Raw genomic sequence first — 20428 nt, forward strand, 5'->3', positions numbered from 1 at the left:
GCGCGCGCAGCGCTTCCTGCCGCTCGATAGCCTGGAGATGTCATGACGGATCGTCGCACGCTGCTGCTCGCCGGTGTCGCCGCCTGCTGCCTGGTCGGCCTGCGTCCCGCCCAGGCGGAAACGGCGCCGGAATTCGTGATCGGCTCGCCGGACGCGCCGGTCACGATGGTCGAGTACGCTTCCCTGACCTGCCCGCACTGCGCGTCCTTCCACAACGAGACGCTGCCGAAGCTGAAAGAGAAGTACATCGACACCGGCAAGGTGAAGCTGATCTACCGCGACTTCCCGCTGGACGAGGCCGCGCTGACGGCTGCCATCCTGGCCCGCTGCGCCGGGCCGGAACGGGGACCGACCTTCCTGTCCGCCTTCTTCCAGAGCCAGGATCGCTGGGCGGTCGCCGAGGATCCCCAGGCGTCGCTGCGCCAGCTCGCCAAGGTCGGCGGGCTGAGCGACGAGCGGATCGATGCCTGCCTCGCCGACAAGGAACTCGGTGATTCGATCCTGCAGATGCGCCTGGACGCCGAGCAGGAACACTCGATCCAGTCCACCCCGAGCTTCCTGATCAACGGCAAGCTCTATGCCGGGAATGCGGGCATCGACGGGTTCACCGAGATCCTCGAGCCGCTGGTGAACTGAGCGGTTTCTCGGCGTTGCAGCTCACCCGGATCGTCATCCACGGTTTCAAGTCGTTCGCCGACAGGGTCGAACTGGCGCTGGAACCGGGGCTGACCGGCATTGTCGGCCCGAACGGGTGCGGCAAGTCGAACATCGTCGACGCGCTTCGCTGGGTGAGCGGCGAGGCCTCGGCGCGCGGCGTGCGCGGCGACGACATGGACGACGTGATCTTCGCCGGGACGGGCAGGCGGCCGGGCCGGGAGCTCGCCGATGTCATGGTGATGATCGAGGGCGATCTCTCCGACTATGCCCGCCACGCCACCGACGGCCGGGCGGAGGTCCGCCGCACCATCACCCGCGGGCATGGATCGACCTTCCGCATTGCCGGCCGCGAAGTGCGCGCCCGCGACGTGCAGCGCCTGTTCCAGGATGCCGGCGCCGGTGCCCGCGGCACGGCCATCGTGGCCCAGGGCCAGGTCCAGGCGGTCACCGAGGCCAAGCCCGAGGACCGCCGCCGCTTTCTGGAGGAGGCCGCCGGCGTCGGCGGCCTGCAGAGCCGCAAGCGCGAGGCCGAGAGCAAGCTCCTGCAGACCGAAGGCAACCTCGCGCGCATCGCCGATCTGATCGGCGCCCTGCAGGCGCGCATGGAGCAGCTGACCCGCCAGGCTGCCCAGGCCGAGCGCTACAAGAAGCTCGCCCATGAGCTGCGCGAGGCCGAGGCTGCCTTGGCCCTGGCCCGCCTCCTGGACGCCCGCTTCCGCCTGGAGCAGGCCGCCGCTGCCGCGCGCGCCGCCGACCAGGAGGCCGAGAAGGCGGAGATCGCCCACCAGTCCGACCTGCGCCGGCTGCAGGCCGCCGAGAACGCCGCGGAAACCGCCCGCGAGCATCTGGCCCGGCTGGTTCCCCGCCATGCCGCCCTGGCCGAGCGGGTAGCGGCAAGGCGGGCCGAGGCCGATCGGGCCCAGGCCGACGCCGCCGACCTCGCCAGCCGGCTCGAAGCCGCTATCCGCGAGCAGGCCGAGGCGGAGCAGCGTCTCGCGACGCTGGCGGCGGAACGCGAGCTGCTGGCGGCGGAAGCGGCCGACGCCCGGCAGGTCCAGGCCGAGCGCTCGGCCGCCCTGCCTGGCCTGGAGGAAGCGGCGCAGGCTGCTTTACACGAACGAACCCGAGCGGAGGCAGCGGCCCTGGCAGCCCGCGAACGCCGCTTCGAGGCCGAGGCGATCCTGGCCCGGGCGCGCGACCGCCATGAGGGTCTGGTGCAGGTCCGTGCCCGCGCCGAGGCTGCCCTGCAGGCGGCCCGGCAGCGTCTCGCTAGCCTCATCCCGCCCGAGCAGGATCCCCAGGCCGACGAGCTCCAGCGCCGGCAGGAGGCCCTGCGGACGGAGCTTGCCGCCGCCGAAGGAGCCCAGCCGGAAACCGCCGACCGCCTTGCCGCCGCAGAGTCGAAGCTCGCCCGGGTGCAGGCCGAGCGCGAGGCGCTGGGCCAGGCGCTGCCGGCCCTGGAGCGGCGCCGGGGCGAACTGCTGGAACAGCGCCAGCGCCTGGAGCGGCGGCTAGCGGCGCTGGCCGACCGGCGGACGGCGCTCGAGCGGCAGCGCCAGGACCATATCCGGGGCAGCCAGGCGATCGGCGACCGGCCGGAGGATGCCGCCGCCCGGGCGGGTGCCGCGCTCCTGCAGGCGCGCCGGCACCTGCAGGACAGCGAGCAGGCCTTGAGCGACGCGCGGACCGGCCTTTCGGAGGCGGAAACCGAGCGCACCGGCAAGCTTGCCGCCGCCTCGGCCGCCGCCAGCGGCCTCGCCCGCCTGGAACAGGAAGCCCGCGAGCTGGCCAAAGTCCTGCCGCCGGTCCGGGCCGACGAGGTGATCGCCGCGATCGCGGTCGCCGAGGACCTGGCCGCAGCGCTCGCGGCGGCCCTGGGCGAGGGGCTGACGGCGTCGCTGGACCCGCTTGCGCCCCGTCACTGGCTGGCCGGCGAAGCCCCGCCAGCGCCGGAAGCCGCGGAGCTGGCCCATCTGCCCAAGCTCGCCGAGCGCGTCCGGGTGCCGCCGGCCCTGGCCCGGGCAATGTCCCTGGTCTGGCTGGCCGAGCCCGCCGAGGCCGCCCGTCTCCAGCGCCACCTGCCCGGCGGCGGTGCCCTGGTCAGCCCCGACGGCGGCTTGTGGCGCTGGGACGGCTATGTCCGGCTGCCAGGCGCGCGGGACGCCGCAGCGCTGCTGCTCGCCCAGCGCGACCGGCTGGAGCGGCTGACGGTCCAGCTGGACGCCGACCGCCCGGCCGTGGCGGCCCTGGACGCCGAACGCCAGGCAGCCGACCAGGCCGTCGCCGCTGCCCGCACGCAGCTGGGCCAGCGCGAGCAGGCCATGCGGCAGGCACGCTCGGCCCTGGAGCAGGCCGAACGGGCCGCCGCCGCGGCACTGGCGGCCGACCAGGCCTGGCAGCGCCGGCGCGTGGAGCTGGACGAGGCTGCCGCCCGGATCGAGGCGCTGGCCGGGACGCTGCGCGACGATCAGGCGGAAGCCGATACAGAGCAGGCCGCGCTGGTCGATCCGGCCGCGACCGAGGCGGAGCTGCGCCAGGCCCGCGCTCGCCAGGCAGAACTCGCCGCCGCCCTCCAGCAGGCCCAGGCGGAGCGCTCAGGCGCACGCCAGGATGGCGAGCGGCTGGCCGCCACAATCGCCCGGCTGCGCAAGGATTTGGCCGGAACCGTGGATGCCGTCCGCGCGGCGGAGGTCGCCTTCCAGGAAGAGCGCACCCGGATCATCGCCGAGCGCGCCACCGTCGAGGCGGCCCAGGCCCGCCATGAGGCCGAGCTGGCGGATGCTCTCGCCGGCCTTGGCCCTTCGGCGGAGGAGTTCCAGGCCGCGACGACCACCCTGGCGGAACTGCGCACAAGCGCCCAGGCGGCCGAGAAGACGCTGAACCTGGCGCGCGAGCAGGCGGACCGGGCCGAGCGGGCCTTGGGTGATGCCGGCACCGAGCTTCGCCTGGTCCAGGAGCGCGCGGTCCATCGCGACGAGCGCCGCCAGCGCCTGGACGCCGAGGCCGAGCAGCTGGGCAGGGCGATCGCCTCCGCGTCCCGTGCAGCCTCCGAACTGGCAGGCCGCGCGGCTTCGGCCGAGGCGGAGGCGCGCCGGCTGGGTGGAGAAGCCGAGGCGCTGGTGGCGGCCCTGGCGGCGGAGGCGCAGGCGGTGGAAGGCGCACGCGCGGCCGCCGATGCAGCCGACTTTACCACCAGGGAGCGGCGCGATGCCCTGACAGCCTCGGAACGCAGTGAGCGCTCGGCTGCTCTGCGCGCTGCAGAGACCCGCACCGCCCGGCAGGCCGCGCATGCCGCCCTGGCCGCGCTCAAGGAGGAGTTGAGCGAGCGGTTCGCCGACCACCCGCTGCCTGAGCCCGATCCGGCCATCGCGACTGCCCCGGTTGCCGAGCTGGAGGAGCGCGCCCGCCGGCTGCGCTCCAGCCGCGACCGGCTGGGCGCCGTCAACCTGCTGGCCGCCGAGGAGGCGGTGGCAGCTCGCGAGGAGTTCGAGCGCCTGACCGGCGAGCGTGCCGAACTGGAGGAAGCCGCGGCCCGGCTGGTCAAGGCGGTGCGCTCCCTGGACGGCGAGGCGCGCCAGCGCCTGCTCGACCAGTTCGCCGTGGTCGAGCGCCATTTCGAGGACCTGTTCACCCGCCTGTTCAACGGTGGCAACGCGCGCCTGCGCCTGACCGACCCAAGCGATCCGCTGAAGGGCGGCCTGGAACTGGAGGCGAGCCCGCCCGGCAAGAAGCTGACCAGCCTGTCGCTGATGTCGGGCGGCGAGAAGGCGCTGACCGCGCTCTGCCTGATCTTCGCCTTCTTCCTGGCCCATCCCTCGCCGCTCTGCGTGCTGGACGAAGTCGATGCGCCGCTGGACGACGCCAATGTCGGTCGCTTGATCGATCTGGTGCAGGAGATCGCGTCGCGCACCGGCACCCGCTTCCTGGTGGTGACCCACCATCCGCTCACCATGGCGCGGATGGACCGGCTTTATGGCGTCACCATGGTCGAGCGCGGCGTCAGCCGGCTGGTCTCGGTGGAACTGGGGCGGGCGATCGAGATGCGGCGCACCGCCTGAATCGCACGCTGCCCGGAAGAATCAGCCGGGCGGCCACCTTGTCGCGATCACGGAAGCTTGACCTGCGTGTCGTCCTGGGTAGGTTGCCGCTCGCCTCGGGTCGGACCGAACGGGCGTTGTCCGTTCGCGTGTGCCCCTGTGGTATGGGATGGATGGCTGACGACGACCACGACCCTGCTTTCGCCGATCTGGAGCAGCGCATCCGCGCGGCAAAGGGTGAGCGTGGAGCTGTGGGCAAGGGCGACGGCGCCGACCAGGACCGTCCGAAGCTGAATTTCGGCACGGGGCTCACCGTCGGGGTCGAGCTCGTCGTCGGGGTCGTGGCAGGGGTGGGGCTCGGTCTGGCGCTGGACAGCTGGCTCGAGACGCGCCCGTTCCTGACCATTCTGTTGTTCTTGCTCGGCACCGCGGCCGGCATGCTCAACGCCTGGCGCCACCTGGTTCGGATCGGCATGGTCGATCCGCACGGCGGCAAAGGGGATGGGCAGGATCGCGGGCCGGACTAAAAACCGGACGAGGGCGATCCCGTGGCCGACCCGCTGCATCAATTTGCCATCACCCCGCTCGTTCCCATCAACGTGGCGGGACTGGACCTGTCGTTCACGCAGTCCTCCCTGTGGATGCTGATCAGCGTTGGCGCCGCCTACGGGCTGGTCATGCTCGGCACCCGCCATGCCGCCCTGATCCCGGGGCGCCTGCAATCGGTGGTCGAGCTCGCCTATGAATTCATCGCCGGGCTGATCAAGGACAATGCCGGTCGCGAGGGCATGCGGTTCTTCCCGGCGATCTTCACGCTCTTCATGTTCATCCTGTTCGGGAACATGCTGGGCCTGATCCCGACCGCCTTCACCTTCACCAGCCACATCATCGTGACCTTCGCCATGGCGATCACGGTGTTCGTGCTGATCACCGCGCTGGGCTTCGTCCTGCACGGCACCCATTTCGTGCACTTCTTCGTGCCGGCCGGGGCGCCCAAGGCAATGATCCCGTTGCTGGTGCCGATCGAGATCATTTCCTACTGCGTTCGCCCGATCAGCTTGTCCGTCCGTCTGTTCGTCAACATGATGGCCGGCCACATGATGCTGAAGGTGTTCGCCGGCTTCGTCACGGCGCTCGGCATCTTCGGGTTCGCGCCCCTGGCCGTGACCGTGGCCCTGGTTGGTTTCGAGGTCGTGGTGGCCTTCCTGCAGGCCTACATCTTCACGGTCCTCACCTGCATCTACCTGCACGACGCGATCCACATGCACTGATTGGGCTGAAGGTTCGCCAGGCCCCCATGTGGACGTGACGTGACGGTGGACAATGGCGCATGTCCGCGCCCTATTCCGGAGTGAACTTCATGGAACTCGACGCAGCAAAGATGATCGGTGCCGGCATCGCGACCTTCGCGCTGTTCGGTGTCGGCCTCGGCATCGGCAACATCTTCTCGACCCTGATCGCCACCGTCGGCCGCAATCCTTCGGTCCAGCAGCGGGTCTTCCCCTACGCGATCATCGGGTTCGCGCTCGTCGAGGCGGTGGCGCTGTTCGCCCTGCTGATCGCGTTCCTGATCCTGTTCACCTGATTTCCGAGAACGGGCGGCCGGGCGCGATCCCGGCCGCCCGATCTTCCTTGGATGTCTTCGGGAGAACGGGGCCGATGCAGCGTCTGTTGCGTACAACCATCATGAGCCTGCCGGCTCTGCTGCTGGCGGCCCCTGTGCTCGCCGCGGTGGAGGCCGTCGAGACGCACGAGAAGGCCGGGCTGCCGCAGCTCGACGCCACGACGTTCCCGGGCCAGATCTTCTGGCTCATCGTCAGCTTCCTGCTGCTGTTCTGGCTGTTCCGGACCAAGGCCCTGCCGCGTGTCGGCGAGGTCCTGGAATCGCGTCAGGACCGGATCGCCGCCGATCTCGACCGCGCCACCAAGCTCCGCGAGGAGGCCGAGGCTGCGCTGGTGCGCTACCAGCAGGTCGTCTCCGAGGCGCAGGGCAAGGCCAGAAGCCAGATCGCCGCGACCCGCGAGCGCCTGGTCGCCGAGAACAGCGCCCGTCAGGCCGAGCTCGACGCGACTCTGGCCAGCAAGGTCGCCGAGGCGGAGAAGCGGATCGAGGCGGCCCGCGAGTCGGCGCTGTCGGAACTGCATTCGGTCGCCGTCGAGGTCGCCCAGGCCGCCACGGCGCGCCTGATCGGCCGCGAGGTTCCGCGCGAGAAGGCGGAAGCCGCCCTTGCGGCGGTGGTGAAGGAGGCCGCGTGATGATCGAATATTTCTGGCTTCTGATCTCGATCATCATCCTGGCGCTGGTTCTCTGGAAGCCGGTCAAGGAGCAGCTCATCGGGGCGCTGGACAAGCGCGCCGACCAGATCCGCAAGGAGCTGGACGAGGCGCAGCGCCTGCGCGAGGAGGCCCAGAGCCTGCTCGCCAAGCACCAGCGCCAGTTGCATGACGGCGAGGGCCTTGCCGCCTCGATCCTGGAGCATGGTGCCGAGGAGAATGCTCGGGTCGAGAAGCAGCTCCGCGCCGACCTGGCCGCCTCCATTGAGCGGCGCACCCGTGCCGCCGAGGAGCGGATCGGCCAGGAGGAGGCCCGGGCGGTCGCCGAGATCCGCGGCAAGGCCGCCGACCTCGCGATCCGCACCACCCGCCGGCTGATCGCCGACCAGCTGGATCCCGCCAAGGAGCAGGATCTGATCGCCTCGGCCATCCAGGACGTGCGCCAGAAGCTGGCCTGAACAGGCCGGGTGTCCGCACCCGGTCCGGCAGCTTTCCTGTTTCGGGGCCCCGGGTCTTTCAAACCCGCGGGCCCCGTTCCATTTGTGATGCTCGACAGTTTCCTTGGGGGCAGGGCGAGCATGAGCGAACGAGGCTGGTATCCGCCGACGGCCGACGACATGGTCCGGCTGGGCCAGGAGATTCTCAGCGATCTGCCCGATCCGTTCCGGGGCCCTTTGAGCGATGTTCCGATCGTGGTGCAGGAACTCGCCGACGACGCCTTGATCCGCGAGATGGGGCTGGAGAACCCCTACGACCTGACCGGCCTCTATGCCGGCGTGCCCCTGGGCCTGCATGAATCGCGGGAGAGCGGAGCGCAGCCCGACATGATCTTCCTGTACCGGCAGGCGATCCTGGCCGAGTGGTGCGAGACCGACGTCGATTTCGCCGATCTGGTCCGCAACGTGCTCATCCACGAGATCGCCCACCATTTCGGCTGGAGCGACGAGGACATCGAGCGGGTCGAGTTCGGCTGATCCCGCCGCCAGGACCTCAGCCGCCGGCCGGGGCGTCCGGCAGGCGGTAGAAGATCTGGTCGCCGATCTGGACAGTGCGCACCAGCCGGTCGGTCCAGCCCGGATGGACCGAGGACAGGTGGAAGCTCACGGCACCGTCCGTCGGGTCCGTGAGCTGCTGGTTGAGCGCCTTGCGCGCGATCTCGGTGGCCTCGGCATACTGGGTCGGCTCCTCGACATCGTCCGGCTTGCCGTCGCACCACCAGGAGAACTGGCAGGCGCCGGTCTCCTGGCCCTGGGTGACGACGCCGCAGACCGTCTTGGGAAACTCCGGCGTGGCCAGCCGGTTCAGCACCACCGCCGCGACCGCCGTCATCTCCTTGCTGCTCTGCCCCTTGGCCTCCCAGTAGATCGTCCGGGCCAGGCAGGTCAGCGGGTCGTCCAGGGCCTTGTCGCCCTCCGGGTCGACCTGCTCCGCCTCGGTGGCGGTGATCCGCTCGGGCCCCGCGGCCGGCTCGGGCTCCGGCCGGTCCGCGATCTTCTCTTCCAGGGTTTCCGCCTTCACTTCCGCGACGGGCGTTTCCTGCGCCTGGGCAGCCGACAACAGAAAGCTGGACGCCAGCACTCCGGTGGTGAACGCGATGACGGTCCGCATTGGCGCGCTGATCCTCTTCTTCATGGGCTCGCATCGTTCAGGCCCACAGAACCGGTCAGGCCTGCTGCCGTTCCGGCTGCCCTCAGGCAGCCGGGGTGAGGATGCCCTGGAACCGGCCCAGGAACTGCTGGAGCCGGGGTGTCTCCGGGTTCTCGAACACCTCGCCGGGCGGCCCGGCCTGGGCCACCAGCCCGCCATCCATGAACACGACATGATCGGCGACCTGGCGTACGAACAGCATCTCGTGGCTGACCACCAGCATGGTCATCCCGCTCTTCGCCAGGTCCTGCATCACCGCCAGCACCTCGGCCACCAGTTCCGGGTCGAGGGCCGAGGTGACCTCGTCGAACAGCAGCAGGCGCGGCTCCATCGCCACCGCCCGGGCGATGGCGACCCGCTGCTGCTGGCCTCCGGAGAGCTGGTAGGGATAGTGCTCGCTGCGCTCGGCCAGCCCGACCCTGGCCAGCCAGTGCCGGGCGATCTCCTGGGCCTCGGCCTTCGGCTTGCCGCGCACCTTGGTCAGGCCCAGCATCACGTTCTGCTCGGCGGTCATGTGCGGGAACAGGTTGTAGCTCTGGAACACCATGCCGATCCGGGCGCGCTGCCCGGAGACCTTCGCCTCGCTCAGCCGCCGCCGCTTGCCGCCCTCGTCCCGGTAGCCGATCTGCTCGCCGTCCAAGAGGATCTCGCCGTGGTCGTACTCCTCCAGGAGGTTGATGCAGCGCAGGAAGGTGGTCTTGCCCGAGCCGGACGCGCCGATCAGCGCCACCACCTGTCCCTGCTGGACCTCCAGATCGATGCCCTTGAGGATCTGCAGGTCGCCGAAGCTCTTCTTCACGCCCGTTGCCCGCAGGAGCGGCGCCGAGTTGGTTGTCGCCATGGTGACCTCAGTAGCGGAGATGGGCGAAGCGGCGCTCGAGCATGGCGCCGAACTGCGAGATCGTGAAATTGATCAGCAGGTAGACCCCCGTGGCGAACAGGTAGAACTGCAGCACCATGTAGTTCCGGGCGATTGCCTGCTGGTTGGAGAGCAGGAACTCGACCACCCCGATGATCGACAAGAGGGTCGTGTTCTTCACGATCTCGGCGCAGGTATTCATCCAGGGCGGCAGCACCCGCCGGGTCGCCAGCGGGATGATCACGTAGGCCAGGGTCTGGTGAAACTGCAGGCCGATCGATTTCGCCGCCTCGGTCTGGCCGTGGGGGAGCGACTGGATGCCGCCGCGGATCGTCTCGGCGATATGCGCGGTGGAGAAGGCCCCAAGCGCGATCACCCCGGCCCAGAAGGGCGGCACGTTGATCTTGAACAGCGACAGCCCGTAATAGGCGAACAGGATCAGCACCAGGACCGGGATGCCGCGCAGCATGTCGACATAGAGCCGGATCAGCCAGCGCAGCGGCCGCCAGCCATAGGTCAGGGCGATCCCGAAGATCATGCCGAGCAGGGAGGCGATGATGATGGTGAGCACCGCCGAGGAGACGGTGATGCCGAAGCCGGAAAGCAGCGACCAGCGCGCCACCCAGACCTCGTAGAGAAAGGTTCCGCGTTCCATGTCCTGCTAACCTTCAGCGGATCGACGCGTAGCGCCGCTCGACGGCGCGCAGGGCCAGGGCGATGGCGTAGCAGGTGACGAGATAGAGGAGGCTGGCGGTCAGCCAGGATTCCATCACCCGGAACGTGTTGGCGTTCACCTGCCGCGCGGTGAAGGTCAGTTCCGGCACCGCGATCGCGGCGGCCAGCGAAGTGTCCTTGAACAGCGAGATCAGGTTGTTGCTGAGTGCCGGCAGGGTGATGCGGAACATCACCGGCAGGACCACCCAGCGCTGCCGCTGCCAGGGGCGCATCCCGATCGACTTGGCCGCCTCGACATACTGCTTGGGGATCGAGGAAAGGCCCGCCCGGAACACCTCCGCCATGTAGGCCCCGGCATAGAGCGACAGGGTCAGGATAAAGGATTCGACCTTGTCCAGGAAGCGGATGCCGAACTCCGGCAGCACGAAGTAGCACATGAAGACCAGCAGCAGCAGCGGCGTGTTGCGGATCACCTCGACATAGGCCCAGGACGACCATTGCAGCCATTTGCTGGTGGAAGTGCGCGCATAGGCCAGCAGGAGGCCGAGCACGCAGCCGATCAGCAGCGACAGGATCGCCATGCCCAGCCCGAGCAGCAGCGCGTTCAGGAAGGCGTCCCAGTTGCGCCAGATGACGGACCAGTTGAAATTGTAATTGATCATCCACAGGTCCCGCAGCCGGCCTGTCCAGGACCGGGCAAGCCCGGTCGGCGCCGGACCCGCCGGCAAGGCCTGCCGGCGGGTCCTTGTCGAGGAGACCCGATCAGGAGAATTCGGTCGGGAAGCCTACCTTGGGGGTTTCCAGGTCGATGCCGAACCACTTCTTGTAGGAAGCGGCGAACAGGTCGAAGTCGACCCCCAGCATCGCCTCGCGATAAACGGTGTTCACCCAGTTCAGCCAGGTCGGATCACCCTGCTTCACTGCGGAGGCATAGGAGTTGGGCATCCAGCCATAACCCGAATCCGCGAACCGACCCGGGTTTTGCGCCATCAGCCAACGTATCGCCGACTGGTCGGCGAGATAGGCGTCCACGCGGCCGGCATTGAGCGCCTGGAGGGTGGCGTCCGGGCTCTCGAACTGGTCGACCTTGGTTTCCGGCAGGGCCTTGTGCGCCCAGTCTTCGATGAAGACGTTCTGCATCGCGCCGACCGTGAGATCGCTGCCGGCTTCCTTGAGCTGGTCGAACGTCTGGTACTTGCCGTCGGCCATCAGCATCAGGCCGACGCCCTCGCGATAGTAGGGGACGGTGAAGGCGCATTGCTGCGCGCGGCCAGGCGTGATCGTCATCCACTGGCAGATCACGTCGACCTTGTCGGTGATCAGGCTCGGGATGCGCGCATCCGACCCCTGCAGGACAAACTCGACCTTTTCCGGATCGTCGAACAGGCCGCGGGCGAGCAGCCGGGCCATGTCGATGTCCATCCCGACCAGCGTGCCGGTCTCATCCTCGAAATGCCAGGGCGGATTGGTGCTGCCAGTGCCAACGATCAGGTAGCCGCGGTCCAGGACCGTCTGGAGGCGGCTGGGGCCCGCCTCCTGGGCAACGGCCTGCCTGGGCGCCAGCAGGCCGAGTCCGGCGCCGGCCACGCCGCCGATCGCGGTCGCCGCGGCCGACAGGCCGAGCACCCCGCGGCGGACCATGCTGCCTTCAATCGTGGGAATATTCTTGTCGGTCATCTGGCTTGCATCCCATCTTTTTTGACCCTGATCACCAAGGTCTATCGATCAGGACATGATGGAGCAAGAAGCGCACCAGATTGATCGAATCATGCTGCAGATGCGAAAGATCCCGGTTTGCCTCCGGCCCGGATCGCCTCGGCCAGCCTTCGTCCGGAGCCCGCCGCCATGGTCCAGCCGGTATGGCCGTGACCGGTATTGAGGTACAGGCCGGGCAGCGCGGTGGCGCCGATCGCCGGTCGGCCGTCGGGCTTGGCCGGCCGCAGGCCGGCCCAGGTGACGGTCCGCGGGCTCTGCGCCACCGCCTGGAAAGCGGGAAAGAGAACGCTGACCTTGTCGACCAGCGCCCGGATCCGGCCCGGATCCGGCGTCACGTCGTAGCCGGTGATCTCGGCGGTTCCGACCGCCCGGATCCGGTCGCCGACCGGCGTCAGCGCGTAGTGGCCGGCATCGTCCAGGATCGCGTTGCGGATCGCGCCCTCCCAGAGGTCGCGCGGCGCGGTCAGCGAGACGCCCTTGATCGGGTAGATCGGCAGCCGGAGCCCGAGGTCGCGCACCAGGAACGGGCTGAACGCGCCCAGCGCCACCACCACCGCGTCCGCCGGGATCCGCCCTTGGGAAGTGACCACGCCGGTCACCTTGCCGCCCGAGACCTCGATCCGCTCGACCGTGCGGCCAAAATGAAGCTGTGCGCCGTGCTCCGCACACCAGGCTGCCAGGCCTTGCGCGAATTTCGGGCAGTCACCGATCTCGTCCTGGGGGAAGTATAGGCCCCCGGCCAGCCTGTCCCGGGCATCGGCCAGGGCCGGCTCGCGCGCGACGCAGGCGGCGACGTCGAGCCGCTCGGTAACGAGGCCGTAGGGTGCCAGCGCCTCATGGGTGGCCGTGGCCGCGGCCAGGGACGCCGGATTGCCGAACGTCTTCATCACGCAGTCGCGGGCATGGTCGTAGCGGATGCCGGTCGCCTCGCGGATCTCCGCCATCGAGCGGGCGCTCAACAGGGCCAGTTCCAGGTTGGCGCGCGCATTGTCCCGGTGTCGGGTCTCGGCGCAGTTGCGCAGGAACTCCAGTCCCCAGCGCCACATCTGCGGCAGGGCGCCCAGGCGCAGCAGGAAGGGCGCATCGTCCTGCCCGATCCAGCGCAGCACCTGCAGCGGCACGCCCGGCGCCGACCATGGCTCCACGGAGCTGACATGGATGACGGCGCCGTTGCCCCAGCTGGTCTCGAGCCCGGCCGCCTCGCGGCGCTCGACCAGTTCGACCTGATGCCCGTCCCGCATCAGCCAGTAGGCCGAGGCGACGCCGACCACGCCACCCCCCAGCACGACGATGCGCATCACGAACTCCCGAGGATGAAGCGGAGATGGGACGGGTGGAAGCTGCCAGCGCTGCCGGTGGGCGGATCAGGGAACCACGACGCCGTCGCCGTCCGTGTCGGCCGCCTCGAAATCCTTGCGGGCGCTGGTCAGGAACTCGTCCAGGGTGATCTGGCCATCGCTGTCCGCGTCGACCTGGGGCGGCAGGGACAGGACCGTCGCCTCCTGCTGGTCGAGGGCGCCGTCGGCATTGTTGTCCGCATGGGCGAACGCGGCCCCCATCGCCACGCCGTGCTCGGCGGCATCGACCTGCCCGTTGCCGTCGATGTCCATCACCGCGAAGGTTTGCGGCGATACCTGCTGCGCGCCGGCCGGCAGCGCCATGACCGTGACCAGGGCGGCGATGGGGATGATCGCGAGGATCCGGTGGTGAAGCATGCTTGAGCCTCTCTGGCGCGCCGGCCGTCCGCCGGCTCGGCGCAGGATGACAGGGCGAAGGAGACGACATTCGCCGGATACATGGCCCGTTCCACGCTAGCCGCCCTGCCAGCACCTGACCAGCAATCGGATGGCCGCCCCGCTCCGAGGTTGCCGTAACAGTGGAGCGTCTTGACCGAGGTTCATCATCTATACGATGTAGCGTATCCAACCCGCCGCGGCGGCCTTGGGGAGATCGTCATGGATTTGTCGCGCAAGTGCTTTGCTGAATTCCTTGGGACGCTCTGGCTGGTTCTTGGAGGATGCGGGAGTGCGGTCCTGGCGGCGACCTATCCGGAACTCGGCATCGAGTTCCTGGGGGTCGCGTTGGCCTTCGGGCTGACCGTGCTGACGATGGCCTATGCCATCGGCCACATCTCCGGCTGTCATCTCAACCCGGCGGTCTCGGTAGGCCTGTGGCTGGGCGGACGCTTCGATGCCAGGGAACTGCTGCCCTACATCCTCGCCCAGGTGCTGGGCGGCCTGCTCGGCGCCCTGCTGATCTATCTGATTGCTTCCGGCAGACCGGATTTCGTCGCCGGCGGCTTTGCTGCCAATGGCTATGGCGAGCACTCGCCCGGCGGCTACTCGCTGTTCGCCTGCTTCATCGCCGAAGTGGTCATGACCTTCATGTTCCTGATCATCATTCTGGGCGGCACGGATCAGCGGGCGCCCAAGGGCTTCGCGCCGCTCGCCATCGGTCTTGGCCTGACCCTGATCCATCTGATCAGCATCCCAGTCACCAATACCTCGGTGAACCCCGCCCGCAGCCTGGCGGTGGTGCCCTTCGCGGAAGGTTGGGCGCTCGGCCAGCTCTGGCTGTTCTGGATTGCGCCGATCCTGGGCGCCGCTTTGGCCGGTCTGACCTACAAGGCCTTGGAGGGCAGCGCCGAGACCATCGGCATTGTCCAGCCGAAAACTTGATCCACAGGGGCGGCGGACAGTCCCGCCGCCCGCCTGCCCGCTTCGTCAGCGCAGGCCGATCCGCCCGATCCCGGGCAGCTTGATGGCCATGTCGAGCGGGTCCAGGCCGACCACCAGCCCCAGCAGGTTGACCTCGACCCCCTCGTCCAGGGCTACGGTCAGCCCGAGCAGGCCGAACAGCGACAGCTGCAGGCCGGTGCGGCTGGTGGCCAGGGCCACCGGGTAGAAGCTCGCCAGCCAGTCCTTGCCGACCGCCTCCGCCGGCATCTCGGTGGCGAGGGCCGGCACCTGGCGGATGATGTAGCTGACGAAGGTGTTGGAATTCGGCCCCGGCCAGATCACGTAGCGCTCGGGGTAGGGATAGCGCGCGATCGCCTGCTCGATCTGCGGAATGGCCTCCTCCGCCGCCTCGCCCGTGAACATCCGGACGATGCTGGGCGGGTTGCCGGCCCAGGGAGCATCGGGCGGCCGCATGTTCTGGCGCACCGCGCGCACGCCGCGCTGCACGCCCCAGCCGACCACCTCGTAGCGCTCGTAGCGCGCGGCCCCCTGCGGCTTCACCACCAGCCAGGTGTGCACGGCGAAGGTGCCCCGCCACCCCCAGGCGCGGGCCGCCAGGATCGCCACCACCGCCTCGTCGTGCGCGGCGGGCGAGGGAAGGATGTCGGTGGGCGCGTAGCTGGCGCTCCGCCAGTCGACGACCACTGGCCGTGCATAGTTCGCGACCAGGAGGGGGCCCACGAACAGCACCAGCACGAGGAACAGGATCTCCACTGCGCGTCGCATGTCTCACACCGGTGCCGGGATGATGAACATGGCGGGAGAGCGTCTGGAAATCCAGCCCGAACTGACGTGCCTGCGACGGACGGACGCCGCTGGTCGCGCGACAGGCGGACCGGTCAGATCATGCCCAGCGCGGCCTTGTAGAGGTCGAGCAACTCGTCCTGTTCCTGCCGGTCGTTCGGCCTCATCTTGCGCAGCGAGATCAGCTTGCGCAGGATTTTCACGTCAAAGCCTTCACCTTTGGCCTCATTGTAGACATCCTTGATCGTCTCCTGGAGTTCCTTTTTCTCTTCTTCCAGGCGTTCGATCTTGTCCACGAACAGGCTCAGCTGTTCAGCGGCGATCCCGGCGACGTCGGGCATCGGCGAGCATTCCTCTCATTGGGATCAGGGCCAGAACCGGCGGGTGCCGACTCACGAAAAAGGGGCCCGCATGGAGCCCCTTTTTCGAGCCTTGCCAGCCCGCGGACTGATTGTCCGTCGTGCGGCACCCCCTACCTACTCGGTCCACAGACCGTGGACGATCCACCAGGTGCAAGGCACTTCGCCGCACGGGTGAACCCCCAGTCTTGCGGTCCCGTGCATAGCGGGACGTCGCCAGGAAATGCAAGGGTCCAATGCGCCACGGGCATGGCCGGGCAGGCCGGTGCCCTTTCGCTCGCGCGTGGGCGGCGACGCCGTTATCCAGGCGAGGCCGTTCCAGGTTGGGAAAGGATGGGGATCGATGTTGAGGGCCGCCGTGATCGGTGCCGGACATTTCGGACGCTGGCATGTCCAGAAATGGGCCTCGATGCCAGGAGCGGAACTGGTGGCGGTGGTGGACCGCAACCCCGCTCATGACCGGGGCGAGGGCAGGTTCATGACCGAATGGCAGCCCTTGCTCGGCAAGATCGGCGCGGTGAGCATCGCCACGCCCACCGAATCTCATGCCGAGATCGCGGCGGCCTTCCTGGAAGCCGGCACCCATGTGTTCGTGGAGAAGCCGATCACCGGCGACGTCGCCTCCGCTGCCGCCCTGGTGGACCATGCCGAGCGGCTGGGCCGCATCCTCCAGGTGGGTCATGTCGAGCGGTTCAACCCGGCCTGGCTGGGTGGCCGGTCCGCGATTCGCACACCCCGTCGGATTTCAATGGTTCGCCAGGCCGCCTTCCAGCCGCGCTCCCTCGACGTGTCGGTGATCCTGGACCTGATGATCCACGACCTCGACCTGCTCCTCGACGTCGTGCGCAGCCCGCTCGACAGCCTGGAGGTGATCGGCCAGCCGGTGCTCTCCACCCGGCTCGACCGGGTCGACGCGCGGCTGCGGTTTGCCTGCGGCACCGTCGCCGATGTCGCCGCCAGCCGGGTGGCCCAGTCGACCGCCCGGCACGCGGTCTTCCTGGAGCCGGACGGCGGCGCGGTGGAGATCGACTTCCAGAACCGATCGGTCACGAAGGTCACCCCGGCGGAGGGGCGGATGGATGCGGCCATCCAGACCTTCGAGCCGGTCGACACGGTCCGGGCCGAGCTCGAGGCGTTCACCGCTGCGATCCGGGGCGAGCGGGATTGCGCGGTGCCAGGCCGCTCGGGCCTCGCCGCCCTGGAGCTCGCGCTCAGGATCGAGGCGGCGGCGCGGCCGCTGTCGGGCTAGCGCCGCAGGGCTGTCCCGGCCGCTCGCCCTCCAGCACGGCCAGCACGTCCTGGAACACGACCTCGCGCTGCAGGTCGCGCAGGAGCAGGTGCCAGCCGGCCGGGTAGCGGATCTCCCGGCAGGTGTCGGCCGGCATGCTCGCCACGAAGGCCTGCTGGATCTGCAGCACGATCACCTGGTCGTTCTCCCCGTTCAGCACGGTGACCGGCAGGCGCAGGCGAGGTCCCAGCCGGGCGGCCTCGTCCATCAGCGCGACGATTCCGGCCAGCGCATCGACCCGGGCGCCCGGCAGGTAGAGCGGGTCCTGCCCGAGCTCGATCAGCATCGGGATGTTGTCGGAAGCCAGGATGTCGAGGTTGCGCCCGGTCACGACCATGTCCGGGGCCACCATGGCGAGCGTCGCCAGGGCCGCCCGGTAGGTCGGGCCCATTGCGTCGCCGCCCCAGACTGCCGGCGCGCTCAGGATCAGGCCGGCCACGTCCAGATTGCCGGCGGCCCGGGCCGCCGCCACGACCGCCACCGCCGCCCCCATGCTCTCGCCCAGGATCCAGACCGGCCGGTCCGGGGCTCCGGCCTTGGCGACCCGCACCCGGTGGACCAGGTCGCGCACCAGCTGCTCGGTGCCCGGCCAATAGCCACGGTCGGTCCGCGCGCCATAACCGGCCTGGTCATAGGCGACCAGCCGGTAGTCCCGCTGGGCCAGCCAGCTCCCCAGGTCGTCGAACGCGGCCTTGCGGTCGTTGAAGCCATGCAGGGCGATCACCGTGCCGCGCGAAGGGCTGGCCGGCTGGTACACGATCTCCGGCAGCGGCCCGGTCACCGGTGCCGGCGGTGGCGCCATGCCGCTGCAGCCCGCCAGGAGCAGGATGCCGACCGCGAGTCCCAGGAGCTTCAGACCACCGGCACTCCCTTGAGCCCCGGGTCGGCATCGGCCGGCGGATCCACCGCCGGGGTCGACACGTGCCGGAACAGTTCGTCGATCCGGTGGCCGGTATCGCGGAAATGGCGCAGGGTCACGGCCCGGTTGCGCTTGCTCATCCGCTGGCCGGCCCGGTCGACGATCAGGTTGTGGTGGTAGTAGCGCGGCGTCTTCAGCCCCAGAACCGCCTGGAGCAGGCGGTGGATATGAGTGGCGTGGAACAGGTCCTCGCCGCGGGTCACCAGGGTGACCCCCTGCAGGGCATCGTCGATCGTCACCGCCAGGTGATAGCTGGTGCGCACGTCCTTGCGCCCGAGCACCACGTCGCCCAGCGACAGGGGATCGGCCTCGATCTCGCCGGCCCGGCAGTCGAACCAGGTGAGCGGCCCGGTTCGCTCCAGGCAGGCGGCGACGTTCAGACGCCAAGCGCAGGGCTCGCCCCGCTGGATCCTTGCGTGGCGCTCGTCGTCGGACAGGTCGCGGCACGTGCCGGGATAGATCGGCTCGCCCGAGGGCCCGTGGGGGGCCCGGCTGGCATCCTCGACCTCCGCCTTGACCTGCTTGCGCGTGCAGAAGCACGGGTAGACCAGCCCCTGCTCCACCAGCCACTCGATCGCCCGCTCGTAGACCGGCAGGTGCTCGGACTGCCGGCGCACCGGCCGCTCGAACTGCAGGCCCAGCCAGTTCAGGTCGTCGAAGATGGCGTCGGTGAATTCCGGGCGGCAGCGCCCGGCGTCGATGTCCTCGATCCGGACCAGGAACCTGCCGCCGCAGAACGCGGCCGCGTCGTGGGCGAACTGGGCGGAATAGGCATGGCCCAGATGGAGATAGCCGGTGGGCGAAGGCGCGAACCGGGTCACGCGGACCGGCTCGTCGTCGAACCGTTCGGGCAGTCTGTCCTGACCTGTGAGCGGCAAACTCCGGTCCCTTCCGTTCACAGCGCGTTGCACGCTGGACCCGCGGCCATCATGGTTGGTGAGAAAGACACGCCGCAAGTGCCGAGGAACATGACCGATCTGCCGAGTCTCATTCATGCACCACTGGCCGGTGGACCGCCCAAACATCTGGTGGTCCTGCTGCACGGCCTGGGCGCGGAAGGCGCCGACCTGATCGACCTGGCGCCCATCCTGGCTCTCTCCCTGCCGGATGCCCTGTTCGTGGCGCCGGACGCGCCGTCGCCCTGCGACATGGCTCCGTTCGGCCGGCAATGGTTCTCGCTGCAGTCGCGCGCGCCGGCGGACATGGCGGCCGCCATCTCGACCGCCGGCCCGGTCCTTCAGGCATTCCTGGCGGGGCTGCTGGAGCGCCACGGCCTGCCCACCAGCGCCATGGCGCTGGTGGGCTTCTCGCAAGGAGCCATGATGGCGCTGCATGCCGGGCTGCGCATGGACCCGCCGCCGGCCGCCCTGGTCGGCTTCTCCGGCAGGTTCGTCGAGGCGGCGGCGCCGGAATCGCCACCGTCCGGCCGGCCGCCGGTCCTGCTGGTCCATGGCGATGTTGACGACGTCGTCCCCTACGCGGAGATGGCCGCCGCCGAAGCGGCGCTTGCCCGGCGCTCGGTGCCGGTGGAATGGATCGCCCGCCCGGGCCTGGGCCACGCGATCGACCCGCCGGGGCTGGCCGCCGCCACGACCTTCCTCGTCCGCCACCTCACCCCCCGATCTCCCTGATCCGGCCGGCATTGGCGAGGATCGCATCGGCCAGGGCGCTGGTCGCGTGGTCCTGGTGGCCGGGGCCGACCACGACGAACTCGATGCGGCCGAGCGTCGGCAGGTGGCGGGATGCCTCGATCGGCGCCAGGCCCGGCGGGATCAGCCGCGCCGAATGAGGAGCCAGGCCCAGCCCGGCCATCGCCGCCGCCCGCAGGCCGCTCAGGCTGCCGCTGGTGCAGGCCACCCGCCATGGCCGGCCGGCCTTCTCCAGGGCCGCGATCGCCAGGGCGCGGGTGATGCTGGGCGGCGGGAACAGGACCAGGGGCAGGGGGGCCTTGGGGTCCGGGCGGATGCCGGGCCGGCCCATCCAGACCACCTCCTCTTCCCATGCCACCCGGCCGCGGACGTCGCCCTGCCGCCGCTTCACGAAGATCAGGTCGAGTTCGCCCGCATCGTATTTCTCGTAGAGCACCCCGCTCAGCCCCACGGTGAGTTCCAGGTCGACCGAGCTGTGCTGCTTGGCGAATTCCGCCAGCACGTCCGGCAGGGTGGACAGAGCGAAATCTTCCGAGGCGCCGAAGCGCAGATGCCCGCGCAGTTCCGAGCCGGCCAGGAACGCCTCGATCCGGGCGTTCGCGCGCAGGGCGTCGCGGGCCAGCGGCATGATGGCGTCGCCATAGGGGGTGAGCGCCACCGCATGGGTGTCGCGGGCGAACAGATGGCGCGCCAGGGCCTTCTCCAGCCGCGCCACGTGCTGGCTGACCGTGGACTGGCCGAGCCCCAGATGCAGCGCCGCCGCGGTGAAGCTCTTGCGCTCCGCCACCGCCACGAAGGTGCGAAGCAGCACCGGATCGAGCAGTTGCATCCACGTCCCTCGCCCCGTGCCCTGCGGCTGGTCATCA

At 69.6% G+C, this 20428-nt stretch carries 23 protein-coding genes; 11 read left to right on the top strand and 12 right to left on the bottom strand.

Features of this window, described 5'->3' with window-relative positions; all coding sequences use genetic code 11:
- Positions 1-42: 42 nt before the first annotated feature.
- The 8 genes from GEMRO_RS0109120 to GEMRO_RS0109155 all read left to right on the top strand — a co-directional run bounded on the left by GEMRO_RS0109120 (position 43) and on the right by GEMRO_RS0109155 (position 7942).
- Positions 43-636: a DsbA family protein gene (locus tag GEMRO_RS0109120; RefSeq protein WP_035485000.1), complete on the top strand. Its 594-nt coding sequence runs from the start codon at positions 43-45 to the stop codon at positions 634-636.
- Between the two features lie 14 nt (positions 637-650).
- Entirely contained in the window at positions 651-4715 is a 4065-nt protein-coding gene (locus GEMRO_RS28630; RefSeq protein ID WP_035485003.1) for an AAA family ATPase, read from the top strand.
- Positions 4716-4867: 152 nt separating this feature from the next.
- Complete coding sequence (locus GEMRO_RS28635; RefSeq protein ID WP_169728349.1) at positions 4868-5221, top strand: AtpZ/AtpI family protein; 354 nt, start codon at positions 4868-4870, stop codon at positions 5219-5221.
- A gap of 21 nt (positions 5222-5242) precedes the next feature.
- Positions 5243-5965: a F0F1 ATP synthase subunit A gene (locus GEMRO_RS0109135; RefSeq protein ID WP_027133737.1), complete on the top strand. Its 723-nt coding sequence runs from the start codon at positions 5243-5245 to the stop codon at positions 5963-5965.
- A gap of 89 nt (positions 5966-6054) precedes the next feature.
- Positions 6055-6279 carry an ATP synthase subunit C family protein gene (locus GEMRO_RS0109140; protein WP_027133738.1) on the top strand — a complete coding sequence of 75 codons (225 nt, stop codon included), beginning with the start codon at positions 6055-6057 and terminating at the stop codon, positions 6277-6279.
- 74 nt (positions 6280-6353) lie between these two features.
- The gene (locus GEMRO_RS28640; RefSeq protein WP_084506748.1) at positions 6354-6950 is read left to right on the top strand and encodes a F0F1 ATP synthase subunit B family protein; all 597 of its coding nucleotides are present in this window, start codon (positions 6354-6356) and stop codon (positions 6948-6950) included.
- The gene (locus tag GEMRO_RS0109150; protein WP_027133739.1) at positions 6950-7426 is read left to right on the top strand and encodes a F0F1 ATP synthase subunit B family protein; all 477 of its coding nucleotides are present in this window, start codon (positions 6950-6952) and stop codon (positions 7424-7426) included. The genes GEMRO_RS28640 and GEMRO_RS0109150 overlap by 1 nt, the downstream gene beginning before the upstream one ends.
- A gap of 120 nt (positions 7427-7546) precedes the next feature.
- A complete protein-coding gene (locus GEMRO_RS0109155; RefSeq protein WP_027133740.1) occupies positions 7547-7942 on the top strand; it encodes a metallopeptidase family protein in 396 nt (131 codons plus the stop codon).
- A gap of 16 nt (positions 7943-7958) precedes the next feature.
- Here the strand turns inward: GEMRO_RS0109155 and GEMRO_RS0109160 are convergent, their stop codons facing one another.
- The 7 genes from GEMRO_RS0109160 to GEMRO_RS28645 all read right to left on the bottom strand — a co-directional run bounded on the left by GEMRO_RS0109160 (position 7959) and on the right by GEMRO_RS28645 (position 13580).
- Positions 7959-8600 carry a cell wall hydrolase gene (locus GEMRO_RS0109160; protein ID WP_205624938.1) on the bottom strand — a complete coding sequence of 214 codons (642 nt, stop codon included), beginning with the start codon at positions 8598-8600 and terminating at the stop codon, positions 7959-7961.
- Between the two features lie 58 nt (positions 8601-8658).
- Entirely contained in the window at positions 8659-9456 is a 798-nt protein-coding gene (locus tag GEMRO_RS0109165; RefSeq protein ID WP_027133742.1) for an amino acid ABC transporter ATP-binding protein, read from the bottom strand.
- A gap of 7 nt (positions 9457-9463) precedes the next feature.
- A complete protein-coding gene (locus GEMRO_RS0109170; protein WP_027133743.1) occupies positions 9464-10129 on the bottom strand; it encodes an amino acid ABC transporter permease in 666 nt (221 codons plus the stop codon).
- A 13-nt stretch (positions 10130-10142) separates the two neighbouring features.
- Complete coding sequence (locus GEMRO_RS0109175) at positions 10143-10808, bottom strand: amino acid ABC transporter permease (protein WP_027133744.1); 666 nt, start codon at positions 10806-10808, stop codon at positions 10143-10145.
- A 103-nt stretch (positions 10809-10911) separates the two neighbouring features.
- Positions 10912-11826, bottom strand: a complete 915-nt coding sequence (locus GEMRO_RS0109180; protein WP_027133745.1) for a transporter substrate-binding domain-containing protein — start codon at positions 11824-11826, stop codon at positions 10912-10914.
- A gap of 89 nt (positions 11827-11915) precedes the next feature.
- Positions 11916-13163 carry a D-amino acid dehydrogenase gene (locus GEMRO_RS0109185; protein WP_027133746.1) on the bottom strand — a complete coding sequence of 416 codons (1248 nt, stop codon included), beginning with the start codon at positions 13161-13163 and terminating at the stop codon, positions 11916-11918.
- A gap of 66 nt (positions 13164-13229) precedes the next feature.
- Positions 13230-13580, bottom strand: coding sequence for an EF-hand domain-containing protein (locus GEMRO_RS28645; protein ID WP_051328877.1), 351 nt, complete (start codon positions 13578-13580; stop codon positions 13230-13232).
- A 240-nt stretch (positions 13581-13820) separates the two neighbouring features.
- Here GEMRO_RS28645 and aqpZ point away from each other — a divergent pair, with 240 nt between their 5' ends.
- Positions 13821-14543 carry an aquaporin Z gene (gene aqpZ / locus GEMRO_RS0109195; RefSeq protein WP_027133747.1) on the top strand — a complete coding sequence of 241 codons (723 nt, stop codon included), beginning with the start codon at positions 13821-13823 and terminating at the stop codon, positions 14541-14543.
- A 45-nt stretch (positions 14544-14588) separates the two neighbouring features.
- Here aqpZ and GEMRO_RS0109200 read toward each other — a convergent pair whose 3' ends face one another.
- Positions 14589-15329: a DUF3750 domain-containing protein gene (locus GEMRO_RS0109200; RefSeq protein ID WP_027133748.1), complete on the bottom strand. Its 741-nt coding sequence runs from the start codon at positions 15327-15329 to the stop codon at positions 14589-14591.
- 113 nt (positions 15330-15442) lie between these two features.
- On the bottom strand, positions 15443-15688 hold the full coding sequence (locus tag GEMRO_RS0109205; protein WP_027133749.1) for a DUF2312 domain-containing protein: 246 nt from the start codon (positions 15686-15688) through the stop codon (positions 15443-15445).
- 361 nt (positions 15689-16049) lie between these two features.
- On the opposite strand from GEMRO_RS0109205, the gene GEMRO_RS28650 reads away from it, so the two are divergent.
- On the top strand, positions 16050-16955 hold the full coding sequence (locus tag GEMRO_RS28650) for a Gfo/Idh/MocA family protein (protein WP_035485007.1): 906 nt from the start codon (positions 16050-16052) through the stop codon (positions 16953-16955).
- Here GEMRO_RS28650 and GEMRO_RS28655 read toward each other — a convergent pair.
- A complete protein-coding gene (locus GEMRO_RS28655; RefSeq protein ID WP_051328879.1) occupies positions 16918-17796 on the bottom strand; it encodes an alpha/beta fold hydrolase in 879 nt (292 codons plus the stop codon). The genes GEMRO_RS28650 and GEMRO_RS28655 overlap by 38 nt on opposite strands.
- A 50-nt stretch (positions 17797-17846) precedes the next feature.
- Entirely contained in the window at positions 17847-18791 is a 945-nt protein-coding gene (gluQRS, locus tag GEMRO_RS28660; RefSeq protein ID WP_240476641.1) for a tRNA glutamyl-Q(34) synthetase GluQRS, read from the bottom strand.
- A gap of 90 nt (positions 18792-18881) precedes the next feature.
- On the opposite strand from gluQRS, the gene GEMRO_RS28665 reads away from it, so the two are divergent.
- Complete coding sequence (locus GEMRO_RS28665) at positions 18882-19544, top strand: alpha/beta hydrolase (RefSeq protein ID WP_035485011.1); 663 nt, start codon at positions 18882-18884, stop codon at positions 19542-19544.
- On the opposite strand, the gene GEMRO_RS0109230 is transcribed toward GEMRO_RS28665, so the two are convergent.
- On the bottom strand, positions 19525-20391 hold the full coding sequence (locus GEMRO_RS0109230; protein WP_027133750.1) for a LysR family transcriptional regulator: 867 nt from the start codon (positions 20389-20391) through the stop codon (positions 19525-19527). The genes GEMRO_RS28665 and GEMRO_RS0109230 overlap by 20 nt on opposite strands.
- Between the last annotated feature and the right edge of the window lie 37 nt (positions 20392-20428).

The organism is Geminicoccus roseus DSM 18922, from assembly GCF_000427665.1.
In the GTDB taxonomy this organism is placed as follows: domain Bacteria; phylum Pseudomonadota; class Alphaproteobacteria; order Geminicoccales; family Geminicoccaceae; genus Geminicoccus; species Geminicoccus roseus.

Excerpts from the sequence above, each read along its gene's own strand:
- GEMRO_RS0109120 (WP_035485000.1), top strand. The coding sequence starts at position 43 with ATGACGGATCGTCGCACGCTGCTGCTCGCCGGTGTCGCCGCCTGCTGC.
- GEMRO_RS28635 (WP_169728349.1), top strand. The coding sequence starts at position 4,868 with ATGGCTGACGACGACCACGACCCTGCTTTCGCCGATCTGGAGCAGCGC.
- GEMRO_RS0109140 (WP_027133738.1), top strand. The coding sequence starts at position 6,055 with ATGGAACTCGACGCAGCAAAGATGATCGGTGCCGGCATCGCGACCTTC.
- GEMRO_RS28640 (WP_084506748.1), top strand. The coding sequence starts at position 6,354 with ATGCAGCGTCTGTTGCGTACAACCATCATGAGCCTGCCGGCTCTGCTG.
- GEMRO_RS0109150 (WP_027133739.1), top strand. The coding sequence starts at position 6,950 with ATGATCGAATATTTCTGGCTTCTGATCTCGATCATCATCCTGGCGCTG.
- GEMRO_RS0109155 (WP_027133740.1), top strand. The coding sequence starts at position 7,547 with ATGAGCGAACGAGGCTGGTATCCGCCGACGGCCGACGACATGGTCCGG.
- GEMRO_RS0109160 (WP_205624938.1), bottom strand. The coding sequence starts at position 8,600 with ATGAAGAAGAGGATCAGCGCGCCAATGCGGACCGTCATCGCGTTCACC.
- GEMRO_RS0109165 (WP_027133742.1), bottom strand. The coding sequence starts at position 9,456 with ATGGCGACAACCAACTCGGCGCCGCTCCTGCGGGCAACGGGCGTGAAG.
- GEMRO_RS0109170 (WP_027133743.1), bottom strand. The coding sequence starts at position 10,129 with ATGGAACGCGGAACCTTTCTCTACGAGGTCTGGGTGGCGCGCTGGTCG.
- GEMRO_RS0109180 (WP_027133745.1), bottom strand. The coding sequence starts at position 11,826 with ATGACCGACAAGAATATTCCCACGATTGAAGGCAGCATGGTCCGCCGC.
- GEMRO_RS0109185 (WP_027133746.1), bottom strand. The coding sequence starts at position 13,163 with ATGCGCATCGTCGTGCTGGGGGGTGGCGTGGTCGGCGTCGCCTCGGCC.
- GEMRO_RS28645 (WP_051328877.1), bottom strand. The coding sequence starts at position 13,580 with ATGCTTCACCACCGGATCCTCGCGATCATCCCCATCGCCGCCCTGGTC.
- aqpZ (WP_027133747.1), top strand. The coding sequence starts at position 13,821 with ATGGATTTGTCGCGCAAGTGCTTTGCTGAATTCCTTGGGACGCTCTGG.
- GEMRO_RS0109200 (WP_027133748.1), bottom strand. The coding sequence starts at position 15,329 with ATGCGACGCGCAGTGGAGATCCTGTTCCTCGTGCTGGTGCTGTTCGTG.
- GEMRO_RS0109205 (WP_027133749.1), bottom strand. The coding sequence starts at position 15,688 with ATGCCCGACGTCGCCGGGATCGCCGCTGAACAGCTGAGCCTGTTCGTG.
- GEMRO_RS28650 (WP_035485007.1), top strand. The coding sequence starts at position 16,050 with ATGTTGAGGGCCGCCGTGATCGGTGCCGGACATTTCGGACGCTGGCAT.
- GEMRO_RS28655 (WP_051328879.1), bottom strand. The coding sequence starts at position 17,796 with ATGGCGCCACCGCCGGCACCGGTGACCGGGCCGCTGCCGGAGATCGTG.
- GEMRO_RS28665 (WP_035485011.1), top strand. The coding sequence starts at position 18,882 with ATGACCGATCTGCCGAGTCTCATTCATGCACCACTGGCCGGTGGACCG.
- GEMRO_RS0109230 (WP_027133750.1), bottom strand. The coding sequence starts at position 20,391 with ATGCAACTGCTCGATCCGGTGCTGCTTCGCACCTTCGTGGCGGTGGCG.